This window comes from Domibacillus sp. 8LH, from assembly GCF_038806185.1.
Lineage (GTDB): Bacteria > Bacillota > Bacilli > Bacillales > Domibacillaceae > Domibacillus > Domibacillus indicus_A.
The window spans coordinates 266,711-282,101 of sequence record NZ_JAVJNG010000001.1 but is presented as its reverse complement, the minus strand read 5'-3'; the positions used below and the strand labels follow the sequence as shown (position 1 = coordinate 282,101).

The 15,391-nt window shown below is 45.9% G+C and carries 16 protein-coding genes; 14 read left to right on the top strand and 2 right to left on the bottom strand.

Annotated elements, in window-relative coordinates:
- Window positions 1–13 precede the first annotated feature (13 nt).
- The 3 genes from ccsB to RG959_RS01435 all read left to right on the top strand — a co-directional run bounded on the left by ccsB (window position 14) and on the right by RG959_RS01435 (window position 3,773).
- On the top strand, window positions 14–1,201 hold the full coding sequence (ccsB, locus tag RG959_RS01445) for a c-type cytochrome biogenesis protein CcsB (protein WP_342795683.1): 1,188 nt from the start codon (window positions 14–16) through the stop codon (window positions 1,199–1,201).
- An 80-nt stretch (window positions 1,202–1,281) separates the two neighbouring features.
- On the top strand, window positions 1,282–1,998 hold the full coding sequence (locus RG959_RS01440) for a response regulator transcription factor (RefSeq protein ID WP_342795682.1): 717 nt from the start codon (window positions 1,282–1,284) through the stop codon (window positions 1,996–1,998).
- Window positions 1,995–3,773 (top strand): ATP-binding protein, encoded by a 1,779-nt coding sequence (locus RG959_RS01435; protein WP_342795681.1) that lies wholly within the window; start codon window positions 1,995–1,997, stop codon window positions 3,771–3,773. The genes RG959_RS01440 and RG959_RS01435 overlap by 4 nt, the downstream gene beginning before the upstream one ends.
- A gap of 105 nt (window positions 3,774–3,878) precedes the next feature.
- Here the strand turns inward: RG959_RS01435 and RG959_RS01430 are convergent, their stop codons facing one another.
- Window positions 3,879–4,127, bottom strand: a complete 249-nt coding sequence (locus RG959_RS01430) for a ferredoxin (RefSeq protein ID WP_242233583.1) — start codon at window positions 4,125–4,127, stop codon at window positions 3,879–3,881.
- Window positions 4,128–4,332: 205 nt separating this feature from the next.
- On the opposite strand from RG959_RS01430, the gene RG959_RS01425 reads away from it, so the two are divergent.
- The 6 genes from RG959_RS01425 to RG959_RS01400 all read left to right on the top strand — a co-directional run bounded on the left by RG959_RS01425 (window position 4,333) and on the right by RG959_RS01400 (window position 9,972).
- Window positions 4,333–5,382: a YpbB family protein gene (locus RG959_RS01425; protein ID WP_342795680.1), complete on the top strand. Its 1,050-nt coding sequence runs from the start codon at window positions 4,333–4,335 to the stop codon at window positions 5,380–5,382.
- A complete protein-coding gene (locus RG959_RS01420) occupies window positions 5,379–6,821 on the top strand; it encodes a RecQ family ATP-dependent DNA helicase (RefSeq protein ID WP_342795679.1) in 1,443 nt (480 codons plus the stop codon). Before RG959_RS01425 ends, RG959_RS01420 begins: the two co-directional genes overlap by 4 nt.
- 77 nt (window positions 6,822–6,898) lie before the next feature.
- Window positions 6,899–7,177, top strand: coding sequence for a hypothetical protein (locus RG959_RS01415; RefSeq protein WP_309087676.1), 279 nt, complete (start codon window positions 6,899–6,901; stop codon window positions 7,175–7,177).
- Between the two features lie 26 nt (window positions 7,178–7,203).
- Window positions 7,204–7,971 carry a metallophosphoesterase gene (locus RG959_RS01410; protein WP_342795678.1) on the top strand — a complete coding sequence of 256 codons (768 nt, stop codon included), beginning with the start codon at window positions 7,204–7,206 and terminating at the stop codon, window positions 7,969–7,971.
- A 66-nt stretch (window positions 7,972–8,037) separates the two neighbouring features.
- Window positions 8,038–8,922, top strand: coding sequence for a MerR family transcriptional regulator (locus tag RG959_RS01405; protein ID WP_342795677.1), 885 nt, complete (start codon window positions 8,038–8,040; stop codon window positions 8,920–8,922).
- Window positions 8,923–8,994: 72 nt separating this feature from the next.
- Window positions 8,995–9,972, top strand: coding sequence for a YpdA family putative bacillithiol disulfide reductase (locus RG959_RS01400; protein WP_342795676.1), 978 nt, complete (start codon window positions 8,995–8,997; stop codon window positions 9,970–9,972).
- 13 nt (window positions 9,973–9,985) lie between these two features.
- Here the strand turns inward: RG959_RS01400 and RG959_RS01395 are convergent, their stop codons facing one another.
- Window positions 9,986–10,939 (bottom strand): asparaginase, encoded by a 954-nt coding sequence (locus RG959_RS01395; protein WP_342795675.1) that lies wholly within the window; start codon window positions 10,937–10,939, stop codon window positions 9,986–9,988.
- Window positions 10,940–11,014: 75 nt separating this feature from the next.
- On the opposite strand from RG959_RS01395, the gene prsW reads away from it, so the two are divergent.
- From prsW to cmk, 5 genes are all read left to right on the top strand, one after another.
- On the top strand, window positions 11,015–11,683 hold the full coding sequence (prsW, locus tag RG959_RS01390) for a glutamic-type intramembrane protease PrsW (RefSeq protein WP_342795674.1): 669 nt from the start codon (window positions 11,015–11,017) through the stop codon (window positions 11,681–11,683).
- Window positions 11,684–11,776: 93 nt separating this feature from the next.
- Window positions 11,777–12,526, top strand: coding sequence for a spore cortex-lytic enzyme (gene sleB, locus RG959_RS01385; protein WP_483298838.1), 750 nt, complete (start codon window positions 11,777–11,779; stop codon window positions 12,524–12,526).
- Between the two features lie 12 nt (window positions 12,527–12,538).
- Window positions 12,539–13,876 carry a germination protein YpeB gene (gene ypeB / locus RG959_RS01380; RefSeq protein WP_342795673.1) on the top strand — a complete coding sequence of 446 codons (1,338 nt, stop codon included), beginning with the start codon at window positions 12,539–12,541 and terminating at the stop codon, window positions 13,874–13,876.
- Window positions 13,877–13,971: 95 nt separating this feature from the next.
- Window positions 13,972–14,634 carry a flagellar brake protein gene (locus RG959_RS01375; RefSeq protein ID WP_342795672.1) on the top strand — a complete coding sequence of 221 codons (663 nt, stop codon included), beginning with the start codon at window positions 13,972–13,974 and terminating at the stop codon, window positions 14,632–14,634.
- A gap of 84 nt (window positions 14,635–14,718) precedes the next feature.
- The gene (cmk, locus tag RG959_RS01370; protein ID WP_342795671.1) at window positions 14,719–15,390 is read left to right on the top strand and encodes a (d)CMP kinase; all 672 of its coding nucleotides are present in this window, start codon (window positions 14,719–14,721) and stop codon (window positions 15,388–15,390) included.
- Window position 15,391 lies beyond the last annotated feature (1 nt).

The following is a 15,391-nucleotide window of genomic DNA, read 5'->3' as shown; positions in this document are numbered from 1 at the left end:
GGGCACACGTTGTATGGTCCATTTAGCGGATGCGAGCAGCACGCTGCTTGAAGCGGCTTTTTTCTTTTATTTAGCTGCAACCTTTCTTTTTGGCGGGGCGATCCGTCAAAAAGGTCTTCGTGAAGGGGGAGCGCTGAATCGGTGGGGCAGGCTTGGCATTATCGTAACCATCATTGGGTTCGCGGCACAGCTGGGATACTTTTTTACAAGATGGGCGGCGGCAGGCCATGCACCGGTCAGTAATTTATTTGAATTCACCACTTTCTTCGGGATGATGATTGTGGGTGCCTTTATTCTGCTTTTTTTTATTTACAAAACAACGGTGCTTGGTTTGTTTGCACTGCCAGTGGCGATTATTATTATTGCCTATGCCAGCATGTTTCCAAGAGAAATTAATCCTCTTATTCCAGCACTGCAAAGTCATTGGCTGGCGATTCACGTAACAACGGCAGCAGCGGGGCAGGGAATACTGGCCATCAGCTTTATTGCAGGGATGATCTTTCTCGTGAAAAATATTGATCAGACAACAAGCACGAAAAAAACAAAATGGCTGGAAGCTGTCATGTTTTTTATCGTTTCAGTGATTGGGTTTATTTTGCTTACCACCGGTTTTGCCATGGCGGATTACAAAGCAGAATTTGAGTATGTAAACAAGGAAGAGCAGGCAGCCAGGCAGGAATTTACCCTGCCGGCGCTTGTAGGGCCGAATGAAGGCACTCTTCTCACAAAAGAGAAAATGGAGCCGATCGCCCATGTGCCGGCGTTTATTAATGCGAAAAAGCTGAATACGGTGATTTGGTCGCTTGCCGGCGGTGTTGTCTTATATGTGCTGATTCGCTTGATCACCCGAAAACGGGTGGCTGCTTCTTTACAGCCGCTTGTTCGACAGGTAAGCTCGGATTTACTGGATGAAATCAGTTACCGGTCTGTTTTAATTGGTTTTCCGGTGTTTGCACTCGGTGCACTTATTTTCGCGATGATCTGGGCACAGATTGCCTGGACGCGCTTTTGGGGCTGGGACCCAAAAGAAGTATGGGCGCTTATTACCTTTTTGTTCTATGCTGCTTTTTTGCATTTGCGTTTGTCCAAAGGCTGGCATGGAGAGAAATCAGCCTGGCTTGCTGTTGTAGGCTTTGGCATTATTATGTTTAATCTTGTAGCGGTGAACCTTGTAATTGCAGGGCTTCACTCTTACGCATAAGAAATTTAGCCCTTGCCTTTGGCGGGGCTCTTTTTTTGTATTATAATAGTAGATAATGTGCGTATGGGAGGGAATGTTTTTTGGAAAAAGAAATGAGCATTTTAGTCGTAGATGATGAAGAGCGTATTCGCAGACTGCTGCGGATGTATCTTGAGCGAGAAAACTATACCATCGATGAAGCGGAAAATGGAGAAGAAGCGCTTGAAAAAGCACTTCAAAAAGACTATGACTGCATTTTGCTTGATCTGATGATGCCGGGTAAAGACGGCATTGAGGTATGCCGCGAGCTGCGTGTAACAAAAGCCACTCCGGTAATTATGCTGACGGCAAAAGGAGAAGAAGCAAACCGTGTTCAAGGCTTTGAGGTTGGCACGGATGATTATATTGTGAAGCCGTTCAGTCCCCGCGAAGTTGTGCTGCGGGTGAAAGCGCTCCTGCGCCGGTCCTCTCCAACCACTTATTTACATACGGACACAAAGTCAAAAGATTTGATTGTTTACAACCATTTAACGATCGATAACGATGCGCACCGGGTAACAGCCGATAATGCAGAAGTGAATTTAACGCCTAAAGAATATGAACTTCTTTATTTTCTGGCAAAAGCCCCGGATAAAGTATTCGACCGTGAGCATTTATTAAAGGAAGTATGGCATTATGAATTTTTTGGCGATTTAAGAACAGTCGACACCCACGTAAAGCGTCTGCGTGAAAAACTGAGTAAAGTCTCGGAAGAAGCAGCTAAAATGATTGTGACGGTTTGGGGCGTCGGATATAAATTCGAGGTTGGAAATGAATGAAGATATGGAGAAGCGTTGTCGGGAAGCTATGGATCACCATCCTGCTTCTCGTTTCCTTTGTACTGGCTTTTTTAACGATTTTACTGCTGGAGTTCTTCGAGACGTACAATATTGCCCAAGTAGAACAGCAGCTTGAAAATACGGCCGGAAAAATTGCCACGGTCATTCAAAATTACGGCGATGAAGAAACGAGGCTGGAAGTGGCCTGGGAGCTTGTAGATGAACCGGCCCATATTGTCATTGCCGAAAATGAACAAACCTTTCATTTTTCCCCGCTTGAAGAGGAAGAGTCCAGAATCAGCCAGAGCATCATTACGGACAACCCTAATCTGGCAGCTGTTTTCGACGGTGAGGAAAAAGTAAAAGCTGAAATTAATACAGCTGCGGGAGCGGACGGGGACCGCCGCTTTGAAAATTCCTTTATTGTCGGAGTGCCTTTTAAGCTGACAAATGGTGAGACAGGCGCGGTATTTATTTATCAGTCTCTTGAAGTGATGAAAGAAACGACGGAACAGACAACGAAGCTCATTTTGATTGCGGCTGGGATCGCCATTATTTTAACAACCGTGTTTGCGTTTTTTCTTTCCAGCCGTGTTACCGCACCGCTTCGTTCTATGCGTACAGCCGCTACCGAGCTGTCCCAGGGGCATTTTGATACGAAGGTTCCGATTTTAACAAATGATGAAATTGGAGCACTTGCGACTGCTTTTAACCGAATGGCTTACCAGCTGAAAGGAAACATTCATGCACTCAATCAAGAAAAAGAGCAGCTGTCGAGCATTTTAAGCTCCATGGCAGACGGTGTGATTACGCTCGATCAGGATGGAGCAGTGTTAATTAAGAACCCGCCAGCCCGGCAGTTTTTGCATGATTGGAATTTTGAAAAAAAAGCACTTGGAATCGAAGCGGAAACGCCGACACTGCTGCAAAATTTATTTCAAGAAGCGGTCAAAACGGAAACGGAGCAGGAAGGCGAATTAACGATGCAGGGCCGTTCCTATGTCATGATTGTCAGCCCGCTTTATAATGACGATTCGGTGCGCGGAGCGGTCACGGTTGTGCGGGATATGACAGAAGAACGCCGCCTGGACAAACTGCGTGAGGACTTTATTGCCAACGTATCTCATGAGCTTCGGACCCCTATTTCGATGATGCAGGGCTACAGCGAGGCCATTGTAGATGATATTGCCGCAACCGAAGAGGAAAAACGGGAAATCGCCCAAATTATTCATGAAGAATCGCTTCGAATGGGCCGTCTCGTCAATGAACTGCTTGATCTTGCCCGCATGCAGGCAGGGCATATTACGCTTCATAAAACGGATACAGTGCTCGAACCATTTTTACAGCGTGTCACCAACAAGTTCCAAGGACTTGCGAAAGAAAAAAATATCGCCCTTTCTGCACAAACGAATAAAGCAGAAACAAACGTAGCCATTGACGAAGACCGGATTGAGCAAGTGCTGACCAACTTGATTGACAACGCTCTTCGCCACACACCAGAGGGCGGACGGGTAACGGTTATGCATGAAATAAAGGAAAAGGTTCATCTTATTCAAGTTCAAGATTCCGGAGCGGGTATACCAGAGGAAGATCTGCCTTTTGTATTCGAGCGGTTTTACAAAGCCGATAAAGCCAGGACGCGCGGAAGAAGCGGGACGGGGCTTGGGCTGTCGATTGCCAAAAACATTGTTCAGGCCCACGGCGGGACAATTAAAGTACAAAGCCGGCTTGGACATGGCACTGTTTTCTTTTTTACCCTTCCAAGGCAGTCATAACTGCCTAAGCTGTGCTTTACGCCGTTTTCTCCATTTTCAAGCAAAGAAGAAAATGTCTGCGGTAATAAAAAATCCGGTTTCCATTTTAGGAACCGGATTTTTTATTTATTCGAATTTTAACGCGTCGCCTTCAAATGGCTCGTCGGCAATTTTAATTGAATCAGTCGGGCAGCCTTCGAACGCGTCCTGCATATCTTCTTCAAGAACGTCAGGGACAACAGCCGTTCCTTCATTATCGTCTAAAATAACGAATGCAATGCCTTCATCATCATAGTCATAGATATCAGGGGCTGCAGCTCCACAAGCGCCGCAAGCGATACATGTGTCTTTATCGACAATCGTATACTTCGCCAAAATGTAAACCTCCCATAAAATCAGTCAGTAAGCGTATGTGAAAACACTTCTATTGTTCATTTTAAGTCTGATTAATTTACTTTTCAATAAAAAACTTCCCATATCCTCCATGAAAGGGATTTCACACAGAAGGGAAAGCGAAAAGAAAAGACAGGAACGCATGTTTTGTGATACACTATCGCTGTATAGAAAGGTGGGAGACAAATTGGAATGTCTTGAAGCGGTGATGCTTTGTATGCTGAAAGAAGTAGAGGGAGAGCGAACAGCTTCGTCTGTTTTTCATTTGTTAAAAGGAAAAAAGTCGGCCCAGACTATTCAGGATGCCCATTTGTTTAAACTGGACAAATGGTTTCAAACCACACCGTTTCTTACCATGGAGCTGTTTGACCGGATAGTAGAAGGGCTCCAGGCATCCGGCAGTCTCCAGGGTGAGCGGCAGCGCCTGTTTGTCACAGCGGAAGGAACGAATAAAATGAGAGCCGCTTTTGAGAAGATGGGTGAATTTCCTCAGCTGTCAGGCTGGAAGCTGGCAGGCACTGCGCCTGTGTTTTTCAGCCGCCTCCAGCTGGCTGTTCAAGTTGTCTCACACCTTGCTTATAAAGATCGGACATATTATCCCATTACGCGCGACGAAGGCGTACAGCAATGGGTCAAACAATTTGTAAAAGAAAGCGGCTTTGAAAAAGGACAGCTTGCCGCCGAGCTTCACCGGGAAATCCGTTTTGTGCTGGAAGAGCAGCCGGAACACCCGGACTGTCTGCTGCTACGGTTTTCCGGATATATGCAAACAGGCAAAACGGTGCAGCAGACAGCGGACATCCTCGAAATGGAACCGACAGAATACTGGTTTCGCTTTTTACACAGCCTGCATGCTGTTGTACAGACTGTCATGGAAAAAGGCAGCCAGCTTCCTCTTTTAAAATATCTTTTAAGCGATATTACGGTATCCATCCCTTTAACTGAATCTGCACGGAAAACAGCCGCTTATTTACATAAAGGAAAGACCATTGAAGAAGTGGCGGCTGCAAGAAGATTGAAAAAAGCGACCATTGAAGATCATGTAGTAGAACTGGCTTTAAACGATCCTCACTTTTCCATTCGTCCATTTATTGATGAGCAAAAAGAAGCGGAAGTATTAAAAGCAGCCGGGTCAAGCGGCGTGCGCCAGCTCAAGCCGCTTAAAGATCAATTGCCAAATCATTCGTATTTTGAAATCCGGCTTGTTTTAGCGAAGGAAAGCGGGGGAACAATATGACCATTGATGAACATCTGCGCCAGACATTTGGTTTTTCTTCTTTCCGTCCCGGGCAGCGGGAAACAATTGAATCGCTGTTGAGCGGGCGTCATACCCTGAGCATGCTGCCTACCGGAACAGGTAAGTCGCTTTGTTATCAGCTTCCCGGGTATATGTTAAATGGCTCAGTTGTGATCGTTTCACCGCTTCTTTCTCTTATGCAGGATCAAGTGGAGCAATTAAAAGTAAGAGGAGAAAAGCGGGTGATTGCGCTAAATTCGTTTCTTCAGTATAAAGAAAAAAATGCGGCGCTCCTGCGGCTTGACCGTTACAAGTTTATTTTTTTATCACCGGAAATGCTGCAAATGCCGAATGTGATGCAGGCACTGCGTGCTCTTTCGATCGCTTTGTTTGTGATTGATGAAGCGCATTGTATTTCACAATGGGGATACGATTTTCGACCGGATTATAGTTTGCTCGGCAAGGCCCGCGCAGCGCTTGGCAGCCCGCTTACTCTTGCTTTGACAGCAACGGCTGACGAACGAGTCCGTGCGGATATTTGTGAAAAGCTTTGGCTCGATGATGTGGCAGAATGGGTTTTTTCTGTGAACCGGCCGAATATCGCACTTGAAATTGAAACGCTAGAAGAGCCGCTGCAAAAAAGAACCCGGCTGTTAGAATGGCTGCAGTTTTTGAAAACACCAGGCATCATCTATTTCTCGGGAAGAAGGGCTGCAGAAGAAGCGGCTTCCTACTTGAAACAGCATGGTATAAAACGGTCCGCTTTTTACCACGGCGGAATGGATGCAGGCGACCGCTTATTGATTCAGCATCAATTTTTAAACGGCGATGTAGATGTGGTATGTGCGACAAGCGCATTTGGAATGGGAATCAATAAAGATAATGTCCGTTTTGTTATTCACTATCACATGCCGTCACAAATAGAAGCTTATTTACAGGAGATTGGCCGGGCAGGACGGGACGGGGCTCCGGCGATTGCGATTCTTTTGTATGTACCCGGAGATGAGAAGCTGCACGAATTTATCGCAGAATCTGAATTTCCTGATGAAGGGCAGATCCGCCAGGTAACAGAATACGGCTTTCATCCGCGAGATGTACAACCGCCGCTTTCGGAAACGCAGGAACGCTTTTTGATCCACTATGCAAAAGCTGCGGATGAACGCGGCGCACCAAGAGGAGAATGGATCAGCAGAGCACGAATGACCCTCCTGGACAAAAAAGCGGCCAAGCGAAATGAGCTCAAGCAGTGGATTGAGTCAACAGAGTGCCGCCGTGCCGCTTACATGCGTATGTTTGATGAACAACCGATTGAGCAGCCGCAGTGCTGTGACCGCTGCGGGCTTGATCATGCGCCGTACAAAACGAGCGGCGGGAGCGAAGCATCCGAGGAGCGGCTTGACTGGCGGGAGCGGCTAAATAGTTTGTTGCCAGGATTTTAACCTATTACGTTATTGGAGCTGGTCGGGTATAATAGAAATAATTTCTTTTACGATGACCAATGGGAGGAACGATAATCATGAAGGACCCTTATCGTGAAATAGCAGAGCAGCATAAGCAGCCGCTTGAAAAAGTAAAAGAGCCTGTGTTGGCAGAAGGTGAAACACTGCAGCGCCCTGTAAAAGAAAAAGCTGAAAAAAGAAACCATTTTCCACTCATTACAGCGCTGCTCGTATTTTTTATTGCATCTCCTTTTTTAGCGGTGTATGCTTTCAAAGAAGAAAAGCCGGCAGTGAACCAAATCGTACACGAACAGCCGGATGATGCGCATCAGGAAACGGCTCAAAACGAGCAGTAACCAACAGAAGAGGACTGAAAAATGTTATGTGGAAACAATTAATGACAGGTGCCGCACTTCCAATAGCGGCAGCTGGTTTATATATGTGGAAGGAAGCATTCCGAAACGAAGTAAAAGAAACGGTTGTAACTGATGATCGATTTCCGGAAAAAGCGCCGCTCGCGCTTTTTTTTATTTCCGATATTCACCGCCGCCGTGTTCATCCTTCTATTATCTCAGCCGTTAAAGGCCGCGCGGATGCTGTCATTATTGGCGGCGATTTATGCGAAGGCGGTGTAAAAAAAGAGCGTATCCGTGAGAATATCAGGCGCCTGTCTTCCATTGCACCGGTTTATTTTGTGCCGGGCAATAATGATTACGAAGCAGGTATAGAGCAATTAACGGCTATGCTTGCCCGGTGGCAGGTAACAGTATTAAAAAACAGCTGGGCGGTACTGGCGGATGACGTATACCTGCTTGGAACGGACGATTTAAGCGAAGGAAAAAGCGACAAAGCGGCTCTTTTTCACAATGTTCCAGTCAGCGCATTTAAAATTATTGCGAGCCATAATCCCGCTTTTGTCCGAATCATTGAGCCAGAGGACCAGGTAGCGGTTTTGCTTAGCGGCCACACCCATGGCGGCCAGATTCGTTTAGGGCCGTGGGGGATGTATGAGAAAGGCCGCTGGAAAAACGCGGGTGGTATTCATATGCTTGTATCAAACGGATATGGAACGACCGGACTTCCGCTTCGGCTGGGCGCCAGGGCAGAAACACACCTTATTACGATTTGCCGGCCAGGGCAGACGACTTAAATTTTACGGGTCCCAAGCCGGCTCGTATAATGAATGTACAACCTATCCGTGAAAGGGAAGAGCTTTATGACTGAAGGGAAATACAATATAAAAGCGGTATCGACGTTAACCGGGATTCAGCCTGGTACTCTCCGCGCATGGGAGCGGCGTTATGCCATTTTGGAACCAGTCCGAAATGAAGCAGGGCACCGGCTTTATACGGAAGAACATATTCGAAAGCTGAAGTGGCTTTCGGAAAAAGTACAGCAGGGCCTTACAATCAGCCAGGCCGCCGCTCTTCTCGATCAGCATGAAGATACTCATACGAGTCTTCAGTATGTTGAAACAAGCCAGCATGAAGCGCTGTCTGAAGAGCTGCTTCAAGCGCTGCTTCGGTTCGATGAAGTTAAAGCACAGGAGCTAATCAACAAAGCTTTTGCGCTTTATACAATAGATAACGTAACCATTAATATTTTAGCTTCATTGCTCGTTCGAATTGGAACACTTTGGGAGGAAGGTAAGATTACGACTGCTCATGAACACTTTGCCACCTCTATTTTGCGTGCGCGTATCGGAATGGTCATGCATTCGTTTCCTCACAACGGAGTTCTGCCGAAAGTAGTGGCGGTCTGCGGGCCGGATGAGTGGCATGAGCTCGGCCTTCTCATCTTCACCCTGTTTGTCAGACGTCTGGGCTACGAAGTGGTTTATCTGGGAGCAAGCCTGAAAGAAGGCGATATCTTTACAGTGCTCCAAACAGTAAAGCCAAAATTCGTCTTTCTTTCTTGTACACTCCGCCAAAATTTGGAGCCGACGTTGCAGCTTGCGGAGGATATTAAAGAAACGTACCCTGACATGCATATTGGTGTTGGGGGTGCAGCAACGACAGGTCCTATTCCTGAGCATGCCGGCCAGTATATCGTCGGTACCACTCAAAGCCAATGGAGCGAGTGGATGAACAGCCGTCTATAAGCGGCTTAATTGAAATAAGCTGGCTTTTTTTCTACAATAGGATAGCAGAGAAAAAGAACGGGAGCGGATGAAATGAAAACCGAAGAATGTATTATTGTGGGCGGTGGGCCATGCGGGCTTGCAGCTGCGATAGCACTAAAGGAAATAGGCAAAAATCCGCTTGTAATTGAAAAAGGAAATGTTGTGAATGCTATTTATGGCTATCCAACCCATCAGACGTTTTTCAGTTCAAGTGAGAAGCTTGCGATTGGTGATGTGCCTTTTATTATTGAAGAGCGAAAGCCTCATCGAAACCAGGCACTTGTGTATTATCGGGAAGTCGTGAAACGGAAAGAGCTGCGGATCAACCGGTTCGAACAGGTTGAGCGTGTGGACAAACAAGAAAGCGGGCTTTTCCATGTATACACGTCTAAAGGATCATATGAAACACCTTATGTGGTGATTGCAACAGGATATTACGATCATCCTAATTATATGAATATCCCCGGAGAAGAAATGGAACACGTTTTTCATTACTTTAAAGAAGCCCACCCTTTCTTCGATACAGATACAGTCGTCATCGGCGGAAAAAATTCATCGGTAGACGCAGCACTTGAACTTCATAAAGCGGGAGCCAGAGTAACGGTTCTTTACCGGGGAAGCACGTATTCTCCAAGCATAAAGCCTTGGATTTTACCGGAATTCGAAGCACTCGTTCGAAATGGTGAGATTGGGATGGTTTTTGACGCGAACGTGAAAAAAATTGACCGGGAAACGCTGACGTATGAAGTGCGTGGTGACGAGCATACCATTAAAAGTGATTTTGTGTTTGCCATGACTGGGTATCATCCAGACCATGCCTTTTTAAAAAAAATGGGCGTCGAAATTGATGACATCACAGGCCGGCCTATTTATAATGAGGCAACCAAAGAAACAAATGTTGAAAATATCTTTATTGCGGGTGTGATTGCTGCCGGCAATAATGCGAATGAAATTTTTATTGAAAACGGCCGTTTTCACGGTGAGGAAATCTCGGCTGCCATTCGGAAAAAAGAGAAAGACGGGGCGTAACGCTCCGTCTTTTTTACAGAAATACGTGCTGCAGCTGCTCGCTATATCCTGCTGATAGAGCGGCAATTAGCTTTAATCGGGCTTTAGGGCCATTTAAGCCGCCGGCAAAAAAAGCACCCGCTTCTTTGAGAGCAGCTCCTCCGCCTTCATAGGAATAAACAGGCTGGACCATTCCACTTTCACATCTTGAAGTAATGACGACTGGAAATCCAGATCGAATCAGTGGAAGAAGTGCTTTAGCAGCTTCAGGAGGCACGTTCCCCTGTCCCATCGCTTCGATGACGACTCCATCACAACGGGCAGCCAGCTGCTCAATTAAAAAAGCATCCATTCCAGCATATGCTTTTAAAATGGGTACGCGGTAATGCAGCTCTTTTACCGCGTATGTTTTCTTTTTGAGCGGTGCAAAGAAAAAGTGGGGTCCGCTTTTTAGAACCGTACCAATGGTCCCGCTGCTAGGGCTTTGAAAGGAATCAAGGCTGCCTGAATTGGTTTTTGTAACAAATTCAGCACTGTGAATACTGTCATTCATCACAACCAGCACTCCTTTATCGCGCGCATCGCAGCTGGCCGCTGTTTTAACAGCAGCTATTAAATTGGGGATGCCGTCTGCACCTGCCTCATTGCTTGAGCGCATCGCACCTGTCAGCACAACAGGAATAGCCGTATTCAGCGTTAAGTGAAGAAAAAACGCGGTTTCTTCCATCGTGTCAGTGCCATGTGTGATCACGACGCCATCTGCATCGGATGCTTCGATTTCCTGTTTCAGCAGAAGCATCTTCTCTACATTCATGTGGGGAGAAGGGAGCTGGAATGGTTCTTTTACCGTATAACGTGCTTCAACCCCGGGGATATGGACCACTTCGGCAATAGGGTTGGCACCATCTGGAGCTACGCTTCCGGCTGCATTTTCTTTCATGGAAATCGTTCCGCCGGTATGCAGCAGTAAAATGTGTTTTTTCGACATGTTTTATGCTCCTTGTTTTCAATCTTTATGTCTCATGATACGATGGAAAAAACAGAAAGAAAAGAGGGAACATGGATGATCCCGATTCTTTCAGCAGGGATTGCACCTGGTCTTGCACTTTTAGTCTTTTTTTATTTGCGTGATCGCTATGAAACAGAACCGATCTCAATGGTTGCCAAAGCGTTTTTATACGGTATTGTGGTGACATTTCCGGTTATGTTTTTTCAATATGTGCTGATGGAGGAAAAAGTCGTCGATGAAGGCTTTATTCAGGCGTTCTGCGCGATTGCTATCCCGGAAGAGTTTATGAAATGGTTTATTTTGTATTTTCTTATTTATTCGCATACACATTTTGATGAGCCTTATGATGGGATTGTGTATGCAACGAGTGTTTCGCTTGGATTTGCTACGGCAGAAAATGTCCTGTATTTAATTGCGCATGGAGTAGAATATGCTTTTGTAAGAGCGCTCCTGCCTGTGTCAAGCCATGCGCTGTTTGGCGCGATTATGGGGTACTATATCAGCCGTGCCAAATTCGGAGACCGGCGTTTAGAAAAGAAAATGCTGGCTCTGGCTTTTTTCGTGCCGTTTCTGCTTCACGGGTTATTTGACTACATTTTGGTTATCGAAAGCACTTGGATTTATTATATGGTTCCGTTTATGCTGTTTTTGTGGTGGTTTGCCATGCAAAAAGTAAAAAAAGCACACATTCTGACAGATGCATACCATAAGCTGAAATTGTAAAAGAGGCTGCTCAACCGAGCGCCTCTTTTTTTCGTATAAAAAAGGAGGAGGATGACAAACTACTTGTATATTTCGATAGGATGGTGAACGAAATTGACAAAGTGGAAAAAGCAGATTGCAGTTTTTCTAACGCTTGTACTGCTGCTTGCATCCGGGCATGCAGGAGCGTTTTCAGGACAGGTGATTCAGCGCGGAGCTGAAGGGGACGATGTCATCGAATTGCAATCAAGGCTTCAATATACCGGTTATTACCGTGATCAAATTGACGGGGTATTTGGCTGGTCAACGTACTGGGCATTAAGAAACTTCCAGGAATCATTTGGCCTCCCGGTAGACGGGCTGGCAGGCACAGCTACGAAACGAAAACTTGAACAGGTGTCTAAATACGATGAACAGCATGTGAAAAGCCAAATGCGTAAAGGGAAAGCATTTACGTATTACGGTGGAGCCGAAACCTCGGCCCAATCAGTAAATACACCGACTGGGTTTTCCCAAAATGATATTCAGCTTATGGCGAATGCTGTTTACGGCGAAGCACGGGGAGAGCCTTATGAAGGTCAGGTAGCCGTTGCTGCGGTTATCTTAAACCGGATTGGCAGTGAATCCTTTCCTAATACTGCGTCGGGGGTTATTTTTGAGCCGGGCGCTTTTACGGCTGTAGCAGACGGGCAAATTTGGCTGACACCAAACCCGAGAGCGAAAGAAGCCGTATTGGACGCTATTAACGGATGGGATCCGACGGGCGAAGCACTTTATTATTTTAATCCAGACACCGCTACAAGTGACTGGATTTGGTCACGGCCGCAAATTAAGAAAATCGGGCAGCACATTTTTTGCGAATAGGAGGCGATCAACATGCGGACATTTATCACCGTCGCACTCGCTGTGCTCTTAGCTGTAACGGCAGTTTGGGGATACAGGCAGCACCAGGAAAAGGAAAGATTGGCGATCGAAGCGGAGAATGGATATCAGCAGGCATTTCACGAACTTGTGTACCAGGTAGATGTGATTCATGATCGAACGGGAGAAGCGCTGGCGATGAATTCGAAAGATAATTTAACACCTGCACTGACAGATGTATGGCGCCTTACCTCTGAAGCGCACAATGCCATCAGCCGCCTTCCACTCGGCTTTATGCCGTTTTCAAAAACCGAAGAATTTTTAGGGAAAAGCGGTGATTTCACCTATAACACAGCGGTGCGGGACTTAGATACCCAGCCGTTAACCGATAAAGAATATGAGCAGCTTGAGTCTCTTTATAAGCAGTCTGCCGATATTCAAAATGACCTTCGGGCCGTACAAATGAATGTGTTAGATAAAAATTTACGCTGGACAGATGTAGCCCATGCAGCGGCTGACGGAGATGAGCCAAGAGACAATACGGTTATCGATGGGTTTAATACAATTGAGAAAAAAGCATCCGAATTTTCCGAATCAGACACTTTCCGGGCGACTCAAATTGAAAAATCTGTTTCAGATGATGCGCTCAAAAAGCTGGAAGGCCCTATGATCACCGAAAAAGAAGCGGCTCAAAAAGCAAAGGACTATTTTCAGTTTGATGCGGAGGTTACGTCCGTAGACAGCAGTTTAAAAGGAGCTTCGGTTCCGTTTTATCATGTATCTGTTACAGGACAAGACGGTGAAGAAGCCAGCATGGATATTACCAAAAAAGGCGGTTATCCTTTAACGTTTACCGTAAATAGAAACCCGGGCAAAAGCCGAATAAGTTTGTATACTGCTTCTCAGAAAGTGGAAGATTTTTTAGCAAAGCACGGATTTGAAGGGATGGTCATGACGAACAGTGCGCAGTATGACCATACCGGTGTTTTTACCTACACTAAAAAAGTGAAAGACACGCTCGTTTACCCAGAATCTGTGACGATCAAGGTGGCGCTTGATACAGGTGCAGTTACGGGTCTTGAAGCACAAAACTATTGGAAAAATAAAAAAGAACGAAACATTAAGGAGCCTGCTTTAAGTGAAGAGGAAGCGAAAAAAGAGCTGCATCCGAAATTAACGGTAATGGAAACAAAAAAAGCGATTGTGACGAATGAAGAAATGAAGGATAAGATGTGTTATGAATTTTTAGCGGAGAATGGAACAGCTTCTTACCGGATCTTTATTAATGCAGAGAACGGAAAAGAAGAGCGGATCGAAAAACTATCAGAAGCGGAAGCTGCCTATAGGCAATAAGATCATATTGCATTTAGGTCTTAAATCCTTTATAATTTTTTCCAATAAGTGTTTTGGCCTACAAAACGCAGTAAGGAAAAAAGAGAGTGATATGCATGCTTCAGCCTGGTATCGTACTAACACTGGAACCATTTGAAGAAATAGATAAAAAAGAAGAGTATCGATGCAAAGTAGTCGATATAGAAGACGGAAAGCTGTTTATTGACTACCCGGTTAGTATTCAAACAAACCGGGCGGTTTTTTTGATGGAAGGAATGCAGCTTGCTGTCAGTTTCCTTGATCCGGCTGCTTCATCCGCTGTTTTTTTATTCCGTACCGAAGTGATCGCCCGGGTCAAAAAGAAAATTCCTATGCTTGTATTGCAGGACCCGGGTTTTAATCAATATGTACGCATACAACGCCGAAAGTTCGTACGGGTCCAAAAAGCGATTGATACAGCGGTCCAATTTGACGGAATGCCGCCTTTTTCTTCGCTGACGGAAGATATTAGTGCAGGCGGCGCAGCGATTGTACTGCCGAATTCTGTGCAGGCAGAGCCTGGGACAGAAGCCACCGTATACGGGGTGATCCCCTCTCAGCAGGCTGAACCCTTCTATTTTGAAGCGAAAGCAGAGCTGGTTCGTATCCGTCAGGATGAAAAAAGCGGACGCTGCATAGGTTCCTTCGAATTTAAAGACCTCCCTTATGCGGAGCAGCAAATATTAATGCGTTTCTGCTTTGAACAGCAGCTGCGGCTGCGCAGGAAAGGATTGGAATGATAAAGAGCCCATCGTTTGGGTTCTTTTTTGTGTCTAAACCAATCTGTGATAAAATGAATAAGAATTTTTGGATGAGGTGACGACATGGAAAAACAACTGCAAATTGCCATTGATGGCCCTGCTGCTGCAGGAAAAAGCACAGCTGCAAAAATCGTGGCAGAACGGCTTTCTTATATTTATATTGATACAGGCGCTATGTACAGAGCGATTACGCATAAAGCGCTTAAACATAACATAGATGTAGAAGACGGGGAAGCTCTCGGAAAGCTTCTTGCCGAGACGGCCATTTCACTTAAACAGGGAGAAAACGGCCAGATTGTCCTGGTGGATGGAGAAGATGTAACCGAAGTGATTCGGACAGACGAAGTAACAAACAATGTTTCGGCAGTGGCCCGTCACAGTGAAGTTCGGCGTGATATGACACGCCGCCAGCAGCAGTTAGCGGCCAGAGGCGGCGTTGTGATGGATGGGCGTGATATCGGTACGAGTGTGCTTCCGGAAGCAGATGTTAAGATTTTTCTGCTGGCTGGTGTGGATGAGCGGGCAAAGCGCCGCCATGCTGAAAATTTGAAAAAAGGATTTTCATCTGATTTGGAGAATTTAAAAAGAGAGATTGCCGCACGCGACAAAATGGATACAGAGAGGGAAGAGTCACCGCTTAAAAAAGCGGAAGGTGCGATTGAAATTGACACGACACATATGTCGATCGAAGAGGTAGCTGAGGCGATTATGGCTGCAGCAGGAGCGGGGGAGTAAA

Bases quoted from the DNA above. Each gene is read 5' to 3' on its own strand.
- RG959_RS01395 (WP_342795675.1), bottom strand. From the start codon at position 10,939: ATGTCGAAAAAACACATTTTACTGCTGCATACCGGCGGAACGATTTCC.
- RG959_RS01375 (WP_342795672.1), top strand. From the start codon at position 13,972: ATGCTTCAGCCTGGTATCGTACTAACACTGGAACCATTTGAAGAAATA.
- RG959_RS01420 (WP_342795679.1), top strand. From the start codon at position 5,379: ATGACCATTGATGAACATCTGCGCCAGACATTTGGTTTTTCTTCTTTC.
- prsW (WP_342795674.1), top strand. From the start codon at position 11,015: ATGATCCCGATTCTTTCAGCAGGGATTGCACCTGGTCTTGCACTTTTA.
- cmk (WP_342795671.1), top strand. From the start codon at position 14,719: ATGGAAAAACAACTGCAAATTGCCATTGATGGCCCTGCTGCTGCAGGA.
- RG959_RS01400 (WP_342795676.1), top strand. From the start codon at position 8,995: ATGAAAACCGAAGAATGTATTATTGTGGGCGGTGGGCCATGCGGGCTT.
- ypeB (WP_342795673.1), top strand. From the start codon at position 12,539: ATGCGGACATTTATCACCGTCGCACTCGCTGTGCTCTTAGCTGTAACG.
- RG959_RS01435 (WP_342795681.1), top strand. From the start codon at position 1,995: ATGAAGATATGGAGAAGCGTTGTCGGGAAGCTATGGATCACCATCCTG.
- RG959_RS01415 (WP_309087676.1), top strand. From the start codon at position 6,899: ATGAAGGACCCTTATCGTGAAATAGCAGAGCAGCATAAGCAGCCGCTT.
- RG959_RS01405 (WP_342795677.1), top strand. From the start codon at position 8,038: ATGACTGAAGGGAAATACAATATAAAAGCGGTATCGACGTTAACCGGG.
- RG959_RS01410 (WP_342795678.1), top strand. From the start codon at position 7,204: ATGTGGAAACAATTAATGACAGGTGCCGCACTTCCAATAGCGGCAGCT.
- ccsB (WP_342795683.1), top strand. From the start codon at position 14: ATGGTCCATTTAGCGGATGCGAGCAGCACGCTGCTTGAAGCGGCTTTT.